Raw genomic sequence first — 7,707 nt, forward strand, 5'->3', positions numbered from 1 at the left:
CACCCGCAAGCTTCAGCACCATCCCCAGATAACAGATCCACAGACCCACAGACCCGACCAAGGAGTCCCCATGCCAGATTTTGAACTCAGCGAGGAATACCAGGACCTCAGCGACACCGTCCGCGAATTCGCCGACCAGGTGGTGGCCCCGGTCTCTGCCAAGCACGACGAGGAGCACAGCTTCCCCTACGAGGTCGTCGCCAAGATGGGCGAGATGGGTCTTTTCGGCCTGCCGTTCCCGGAGGAGTACGGCGGGATGGGCGGGGACTACTTCGCGCTGTCGCTGGCGCTCGAGGAACTCGGCAAGGTCGACCAGTCGGTGGCGATCACGCTGGAGGCCGGAGCCAGTCTCGGTGCGATGCCGATCTACCGGTTCGGTACCGAGGAGCAGAAGCAGAAGTGGCTGCCGGACCTCACGGCCGGCCGGGCGCTGGCCGGGTTCGGGCTCACCGAGCCGGGCGCCGGCTCCGACGCCGGCGGCACCCGTACCACCGCCCGCCTCGACGACGGCGAGTGGGTGATCAACGGCACCAAGCAATTCATCACCAACTCGGGCACCGACATCACCTCCCTGGTCACCGTCACCGCCGTCACCGGAAGCCTCGCGGGGGACAAGAAAGAGATCTCGACGATCATCGTGCCCAGCGGCACACCGGGTTTCACCGTCGAACCCGTCTATAACAAGGTCGGATGGAACGCGTCGGACACGCACCCGCTGACCTTCGCCGACGCCCGCGTCCCGGAGGAGAACCTGTTGGGTGCCCGCGGCACCGGCTACGCGAACTTTTTGTCCATCCTGGACGAGGGCCGCATCGCGATCGCCGCGCTGGCGACCGGGGCGGCGCAGGGCTGCGTCGACGAAAGCGTCAAGTACGCGAAGGAACGCCAGTCGTTCGGCCAGCCGATCGGCTCGTATCAGGCGATCAGCTTCAAGATCGCCCGCATGGAGGCGCGCGCCCACGTCGCGCGCACGGCATACTACGAAGCCGCCGCGAAGATGCTGGCCGGCAAGCCATTCAAGAAGGAGGCGGCGATCGCGAAGATGATCGCGTCGGAGGCGGCGATGGACAACGCCCGTGACGCCACCCAAATCCACGGCGGCTACGGTTTCATGAACGAGTACCCGGTCGCGCGTCACTACCGCGACAGCAAGATCCTCGAGATCGGGGAGGGCACCACCGAGGTCCAATTGATGCTCATCGCGCGCTCGCTGGGGCTTGGATGACCGGGGGAGCGACGAAGGCGAGCAAGTCGATTGTCCAGCGGGGCTTGTGGTTTGAGGAGTTCGAGACCGGCACGACCTACCTGCACCGGCCCGGCCGCACGGTAACCGAGGCCGACAACGTGTTGTTCACCACGCTGACGATGAACACCCAGTCGCTGCACCTCGATGCGGCGTGGGCAGCCGAGCAGCCGGGCTTTCGGGGAGAGCGGCTGGTGAACTCCATGTTCACCCTTTCCACCATGGTGGGGCTGTCGGTGGCGCAGTTGACGCTCGGCACCATCGTTGCCAATCTTGGCTTTTCCGAGGTGTCGTTCCCCAAGCCCGTCTTCCACGGCGACACCCTGTACGCGGAGACCGTGTGCACCGGCAAGCGCGAGTCGAAGAGCCGGCCGGGCGAAGGCATTGTCACCCTCGAGCACACCGGCCGCAACCAGCACGGCGACGTCGTCGCGCGGGCGGTGCGGACCACGCTGGTACAAAAGCGCCCAGCTACAGAGGAGTCGTGATGGACCTGCGCGCCGCCGGCCCGGCCTGGCTGTTCTGCCCGGCCGACCGTCCCGAGCGTTTCGTCAAGGCCGCCGCTGCCGCCGACGTGGTGATCCTCGACCTCGAGGATGGTGTGGCCGAAGCGGACAAGCCCGCCGCCCGCAAGGCGCTGCGGGAGACCCCGCTGGACCCCGAGCGCACCGTGGTGCGAATCAACGCGGCCGACACCGACGAGCACGCCCGCGACCTGGACGCCCTGGGCGATACGGCCTACACGTCGGTGATGCTCTCCAAGACCGAATCGGCCGACCAGGTGACCGCGCTGGCGCCACGCGAGGTGGTCGCATTGATCGAGACGCCGCGCGGCGCGGTGTTCGCCGCCGAAATCGCCGCGGCCGAGGGCACCACCGCCATGATGTGGGGTGCCGAGGACCTTGTCGCCACCCTCGGCGGCAGCTCCAGCCGGCTGGCCGACGGCACCTACCGCGACGTCGCCCGCCACGTGCGGTCGGCAACCCTGCTCGCGGCCTCGGCATTCGGCCGGATCGCGCTCGACGCCGTCCATTTGGACATCCGTGACATCGAGGGCCTGCGGGCCGAGGCCGACGACGCCGTCGCCGTGGGTTTCGACGCGACCGTCTGCATCCACCCCAGCCAGGTCCCCGTCGTGCGGGCGGCCTATCGCCCCAGCGAGGAGAAGCTGGACTGGGCGCGCAGGGTGCTGGCGGCGGCGAAGTCCGAGCGAGGGGTGTTCGCGTTCGAGGGACGGATGGTCGACTCGCCGGTGCTCAAGCACGCGGAGATGTTGCTGCGGCGGGCGGGGGAGCCCGCGTCGGGCTAAGGATCGACGTCACCGGCCCCGCCGGCTCCTACCGGTGCGACACGCTTGCGGCTCGGCCGCGATCAACGCGGTGTCTTCGCATTTGAGCGCATAATGGGCAGTACGCCAGTGTCGCGGCGAGCGGAGACTTTCGTGCAGCTGGCGATCGACTTCGGCTCGCGGTAGGTCCCGGCTGATGTTTTGCTGACCTGCCACGCCACGCGGCTCCGGACTAAGGAGGCGGTATGGCGCAGAGCTCTCACAAGCCGATGACCGTCGACCTCGAGCCGGTGCAACTTGTCGCCGCCGACGGCACGCCCACCGCCGAACACCGCTACAGCCGCGACCTTCCGCCGGAGACTCTGTGCTGGCTCTACGAGATGATGGTCGTCACCCGCGAGCTGGACACCGAGTTCGTCAACCTGAAGCGCCAAGGGCAACTGGCGCTGTTCGCGTCCTGCCGCGGCCAGGAAGCCGCCCAGGTCGGCGCTGCGGCCTGCCTGCGCAAGACCGACTGGCTGTTTCCCCAATATCGAGAGCTCGGCGCGTATCTGGTGCGCGGCATCCCGCCCGGGCACGTCGGGGCGGCATGGCGCGGGACGTGGCACGGCGGCCTGGAATTCACCAAGAAGTGCTGCGCACCGATGTCGATTGCCATCGGCACCCAGACCCTGCATGCGGTCGGCGCGGCGATGGCAGCGCAACGCCTGGGCGAGGATTCGGTGACGGTGGCCTTCCTCGGCGACGGCGCCACCAGCGAGGGGGACGTGCACGAGGCGCTGAACTTCGCGGCAGTGTTCGCCACGCCCTGCGTGTTCTACGTGCAGAACAACCAGTGGGCGATATCGGTACCGGTTACCAAGCAGACGGCCGCACCTTCTATCGCGCACAAGGCGATTGCTTACGGGATGCCGGGGATCCGGGTGGACGGCAACGACGTCCTCGCGTGCTACGCGGTGATGGCCGAGGCCGCCGCCCGGGCCCGGACCGGTGGCGGGCCGACGTTGATCGAGGCGGTCACCTACCGGCTCGGTCCGCACACCACCTCCGACGATCCGAGCCGATACCGGAGCCAGGACGAAGTGGACCGCTGGGCGGCGCTGGACCCGATCCCGCGGTACCGCACTTACTTGCAGGGCCAGGGCCTGTGGTCGGAACGCCTGGAGGAGCGGGTCGCCGCGCGGGGGAAGCGGATGCGGTCCGACCTGCGCGACGCGGTGTTCGATGCGCCCGACTTCGACGTCGACGAGGTGTTCACCACGGTGTATGCCGAGATCACGCCCGGACTGCAGGCGCAGCGCCAGCAGCTGCTGGCCGAACTGGGGAGGGTTGAATGACCCAGCTCGCCGATCCTCCGGCCGTGCCCGCGCTTGACGCGGCGCTCGGTGTGCGGCCCTTGACCATGGTGCAGGCGCTCAACCGCGCGCTGCGCGACGCGATGGCCGCCGACGATCGTGTCCTGGTGTTCGGCGAGGACGTCTCCGTCGAGGGTGGGGTGTTTCGGGTAACCGAGGGGCTGGCCGAAACGTTCGGCGAGGACCGGTGTTTCGACACACCGCTGGCCGAGTCGGCCATCATCGGCATCGCGGTCGGCCTGGCGCTGCGCGGCTTTGTCCCGGTGCCGGAGATCCAATTCGACGGATTCTCCTACCCGGCCTTCGATCAGGTGGTCAGCCACCTGGCCAAGTACCGCACGCGCACCCGGGGCGAGATCAACATGCCGGTGACCGTCCGGATCCCGTCGTTCGGCGGAATAGGTGCGGCCGAACATCATTCGGACTCCACCGAGTCCTACTGGGCGCACACCGCCGGCCTGAAGGTGGTGGTGCCGTCCAGCCCGGCAGACGCCTATTGGCTGCTTCGCCACGCGATCGCCTGCCCCGACCCGGTGATGTACCTGGAGCCCAAGCGCCGTTATCAGGGTCGCGGCCTGGTCGACGCCGGCCGGCCCGAACCGCCCATCGGGCAGGCCATGGTGCGCCGACCCGGCAGCGACGTGACCGTCGTAACCTACGGCAGCCTGGTGAGCACCGCCGTGGCCACCGCGGAAGACGCGCAACGCCAACGCGGTTGGAGTCTGGAGGTCATCGATCTGCGGTCACTGGTCCCGCTGGACTTCGATACCATCGCCGCGTCGATCCATCGGACCGGGCGCTGCGTGGTGTTGCACGAAGGGCCGCGCAGCCTGGGTTACGGAGCCGGTCTGGCCGCCCGCATCCAGGAAGAGATGTTCTACGAGCTAGAGGCACCGGTGTTGCGCGCCTGCGGTTTTGATACGCCCTACCCGCCGGCACGGTTGGAAAGGTTGTGGTTGCCAGGTCCCGACCGGCTGCTGGACTGCGTCGAGCGCGCGTTGGGCCTGCCGTGAGTGCCGACGAGCGCGTCAAGGCGTTCCGGGTTCCCGATCTCGGCGAGGGACTGGAAGAGGTGACGGTCTCGTGCTGGTACGTCACGGTCGGCGAGGAGGTCGAGCTCAACCAGCTGCTGTGCTCCGTGGAGACGGCCAAGGCCGAGGTGGAAATCCCCAGCCCGTATGCCGGACGAATCACCGAAACATGCGGCGCCGAAGGCGATGTGCTCAAGGTGGGCGCGGTGCTGGTCCGCATCGAGACCGCCGCCGGGGGGCCCAACGGCGAGGCCGCGGTGCCCACGCTCGTCGGCTATGGCGCCGACGCGGGCATCGACACCAGCCGACGGGCCAGCCGGCCGCTCGCCACGCCGCCGGTGCGCAAGCTGGCCAAGGAGCTGTCCGTTGACCTCACCGCGGTGCCGCACGGCGCGGGCGAGGTGATCACCCGCGCGGACGTGCTGGCGGCCGCCCGCGGGACGGGAGACGACGTTCGGCCGGTCCGCGGGGTGCAGGCCCGGATGGCGGAGAAGATGGCGTCGTCCCACAGGGAAATCCCGGCCGCGAAAGTCAGCGTCGACGTCGACTGCACCGCGCTGCTGCGGCTGCGCGACCGCTGTCGTCCCGCGCACCACGAGATCACGCCGTTTGTGCTGACGCTGCGGCTTCTCGTTATTGCGTTGGGCCACAACATGGTTCTCAACTCGACCTGGGTGGACTCTCCAGAAGGTCCCCAGGTGCACGTCCATCGCGGCGTGCATCTGGGGTTCGGTGTGGCGACCCGGCGCGGGCTGTTGGTCCCGGTGATCACCGACGCGCAGGACAAGACCACTCTCGAATTGGCCGGCCGGACGGCCGAATTGATCGCCGGCGCGCGCGAGGGCACCCTGACGCCCGCGGAATTGCGAGGCTCGACGTTCACCGTGTCGAACTTCGGGGCGCTGGGCGTCGACGGCGGCATGCCGGTGATCAACCATCCCGAAGCGGCCATCCTGGGCATGGGAGCGATCAAGCCGCGCCCGCTGGTCGTCGGCGACGAGGTGGCCGTGCGGTCGACGATGAGGCTGACGTGTGTGTTCGACCACCGCGTCGCCGACGGCGCCGAGGTGGCGCAGTTCGTCTGCGAGCTGCGGGACCTGATCGAGTCGCCCGAGACCGCGCTCCTGGACCTATAGCGGGTCGCCGTCGTCATCGGTGCGGAGGAGTTTTTCGGGGTGCCAGTAAGTGTTGGTTCTTGGCTGTCCGCGGTCGAGATGTGGGGGTGGGATCCACTCGGTGTCGCCGCGGGTGTTTTTACGGGTGCTCCAGCCACCGGGTTGAACGATGCGGTGTTGTGTTCCGCACCCGAGGGCGAGGTTGTTGACGTCGGTGGCGCGGCAGACGGCGTAGCCGATGACGTGGTGGACTTCGCAGTAGTAGCCGGGCACGGTGCACCCGGGTGCCGTACAACCACGATCCTTGGCGTACAAGACGATCCGCTGCGCCGGTGAGGCCAGGCGCTTGGTGTGATACAGCGCCAGGGCCTTGCCCTTGTCGAAGATCGCCAGATAGTGGCGCGCGTGGCGGGCCAGGCGGATCACGTCACTCATGGGCAGGATGCTGCCCCCACCGGTCAAGCCGCGCCCGGCGGCGGCTTCCAGTTCGGCCAGCGTGGTGGTGACGATGATCGAGGCTGGAAGCCCGTTGTGTTGGCCCAGCTTTCCCGACGCGAGCATGGCGCGCAGGGCGGCGGTCAGCGCGTCGTGGTTGCGCTGGGCTTGGCTGCGACTGTCTTTGTCGATGGCGTCTTGGGTGGGCGGCCCGTCCACGCAGGCGGTGTCGTCATCGGGGTTGCACATGCCGGGGGCGGCCAGCTTGGCCAAGGCGGCCTCGAGTGTGGCGCGGGCTTCGGGGGTCAGCAGGGCGCGCAGCTCCGACATGCCGTCGGCTTGTTGGTTGCCCAGGGTCAGCCCGCGGCGGCGCGCGCGGTCCTCGTCGGTGTAGGTGCCGTCGGGGTTTATGCAGTCGGCCAGCGTGGCGGCGAATTCGGCCAGTTGTTCGGGCCGGTACTGGGTACCCTGGGTGGCCACCAGGACTTCGACCTCTTCGCGGGTGTTGTCGTCGACCCAGCCGGGTAGCTGATGCCAAAACTTGCGGATCACTGCGACCTGGCCTGCACCCAGCTTGCCTTCCCGTTGCGCGGCGGCGGTGGCAGCTAGCACCGGCGGCAGCGGTTCGCCCGTCAATCCGTGGCGCGGTCCCAGGTCGGCGGCCTCGTTGACGCGCCGGGCGGCTTCGGCGCGGCTGATCAGGGTCGCCTCGGCGATCGCGTGGGAGAGCTTGCCGCCCAACTCTTCGGGGGTGGCCTGGCGGGCCAGCGCATTGATCATCGGGTGCTCGATGGCCGGTATGCGTCGGCGCGACTTCTCGCAGCGTTCCAATAGAGCCAACCACTCCCGGGTGGTCAACGCCTGACAGTCCAGCGCGGCTACTTTGTCGAGCGCGGCATCCAGTGCAGCAAAGGCCGCCGTGATCGCCTCTCGATCAACAACACTGGTAGCCATAAGACGAAACTAACCAGCGACACTGACAAAAACGGTCGCCTTGAGACACCTGAAACCAAAGTGGCGCAAGTGATTTAGATTCGCTTGCGGCGTGCTACTTACCTCGCGCCGCGGCCAATCGCGCTGCGAATTCCGGTGATTGGATCGAGTGCACCTGTGGCCCGAGCTCGGTGCGCATAGCGAGGTCGTGCTGCTCGGTGTCCACCGAACCCGGGTTGATCGTGGCGCGCATCGTCGCCTTGGTGGCCAGCACCACCTCGCGGGGAGCCGCCGCGGGACCCGCGGC

Annotated in this window: 7 protein-coding genes and 1 pseudogene; 6 read left to right on the forward strand and 2 right to left on the reverse strand. The window is 68.2% G+C overall.

Going from position 1 to position 7,707, the window contains the following annotated elements; all coding sequences use genetic code 11:
- Positions 1-70: 70 nt before the first annotated feature.
- The 6 genes from JWP83_RS29805 to JWP83_RS29830 all read left to right on the forward strand — a co-directional run bounded on the left by JWP83_RS29805 (position 71) and on the right by JWP83_RS29830 (position 6,053).
- A complete protein-coding gene (locus JWP83_RS29805; protein WP_297738794.1) occupies positions 71-1,225 on the forward strand; it encodes an acyl-CoA dehydrogenase family protein in 1,155 nt (384 codons plus the stop codon).
- The gene (locus JWP83_RS29810; RefSeq protein WP_297738796.1) at positions 1,222-1,731 is read left to right on the forward strand and encodes a MaoC family dehydratase; all 510 of its coding nucleotides are present in this window, start codon (positions 1,222-1,224) and stop codon (positions 1,729-1,731) included. The genes JWP83_RS29805 and JWP83_RS29810 overlap by 4 nt, the downstream gene beginning before the upstream one ends.
- A complete protein-coding gene (locus JWP83_RS29815; RefSeq protein WP_297738798.1) occupies positions 1,731-2,552 on the forward strand; it encodes a CoA ester lyase in 822 nt (273 codons plus the stop codon). The genes JWP83_RS29810 and JWP83_RS29815 overlap by 1 nt, the downstream gene beginning before the upstream one ends.
- A 224-nt stretch (positions 2,553-2,776) precedes the next feature.
- Complete coding sequence (gene pdhA / locus JWP83_RS29820; protein ID WP_297738800.1) at positions 2,777-3,868, forward strand: pyruvate dehydrogenase (acetyl-transferring) E1 component subunit alpha; 1,092 nt, start codon at positions 2,777-2,779, stop codon at positions 3,866-3,868.
- Positions 3,865-4,899, forward strand: coding sequence for a 3-methyl-2-oxobutanoate dehydrogenase subunit beta (gene bkdB / locus JWP83_RS29825; RefSeq protein WP_297738801.1), 1,035 nt, complete (start codon positions 3,865-3,867; stop codon positions 4,897-4,899). The genes pdhA and bkdB overlap by 4 nt, the downstream gene beginning before the upstream one ends.
- Complete coding sequence (locus JWP83_RS29830) at positions 4,896-6,053, forward strand: dihydrolipoamide acetyltransferase family protein (RefSeq protein WP_297738803.1); 1,158 nt, start codon at positions 4,896-4,898, stop codon at positions 6,051-6,053. The genes bkdB and JWP83_RS29830 overlap by 4 nt, the downstream gene beginning before the upstream one ends.
- Here the strand turns inward: JWP83_RS29830 and JWP83_RS29835 are convergent.
- Together JWP83_RS29835 and JWP83_RS29840 are read right to left on the reverse strand one after the other, a co-directional pair.
- Positions 6,048-7,421 carry an HNH endonuclease signature motif containing protein gene (locus JWP83_RS29835; protein WP_297738806.1) on the reverse strand — a complete coding sequence of 458 codons (1,374 nt, stop codon included), beginning with the start codon at positions 7,419-7,421 and terminating at the stop codon, positions 6,048-6,050. The genes JWP83_RS29830 and JWP83_RS29835 overlap by 6 nt on opposite strands.
- A gap of 94 nt (positions 7,422-7,515) precedes the next feature.
- A pseudogene (locus tag JWP83_RS29840) lies at positions 7,516-7,707 on the reverse strand (enoyl-CoA hydratase); the annotation flags it as partial.

Source organism: Mycobacterium sp. (genome assembly GCF_025965855.1).
GTDB lineage: Bacteria > Actinomycetota > Actinomycetes > Mycobacteriales > Mycobacteriaceae > Mycobacterium.

Bases quoted from the DNA above. Each gene is read 5' to 3' on its own strand.
- JWP83_RS29805 (WP_297738794.1), top strand. From the start codon at position 71: ATGCCAGATTTTGAACTCAGCGAGGAATACCAGGACCTCAGCGACACC.
- JWP83_RS29810 (WP_297738796.1), top strand. From the start codon at position 1,222: ATGACCGGGGGAGCGACGAAGGCGAGCAAGTCGATTGTCCAGCGGGGC.
- JWP83_RS29815 (WP_297738798.1), top strand. From the start codon at position 1,731: ATGGACCTGCGCGCCGCCGGCCCGGCCTGGCTGTTCTGCCCGGCCGAC.
- pdhA (WP_297738800.1), top strand. From the start codon at position 2,777: ATGGCGCAGAGCTCTCACAAGCCGATGACCGTCGACCTCGAGCCGGTG.
- bkdB (WP_297738801.1), top strand. From the start codon at position 3,865: ATGACCCAGCTCGCCGATCCTCCGGCCGTGCCCGCGCTTGACGCGGCG.
- JWP83_RS29835 (WP_297738806.1), bottom strand. From the start codon at position 7,421: ATGGCTACCAGTGTTGTTGATCGAGAGGCGATCACGGCGGCCTTTGCT.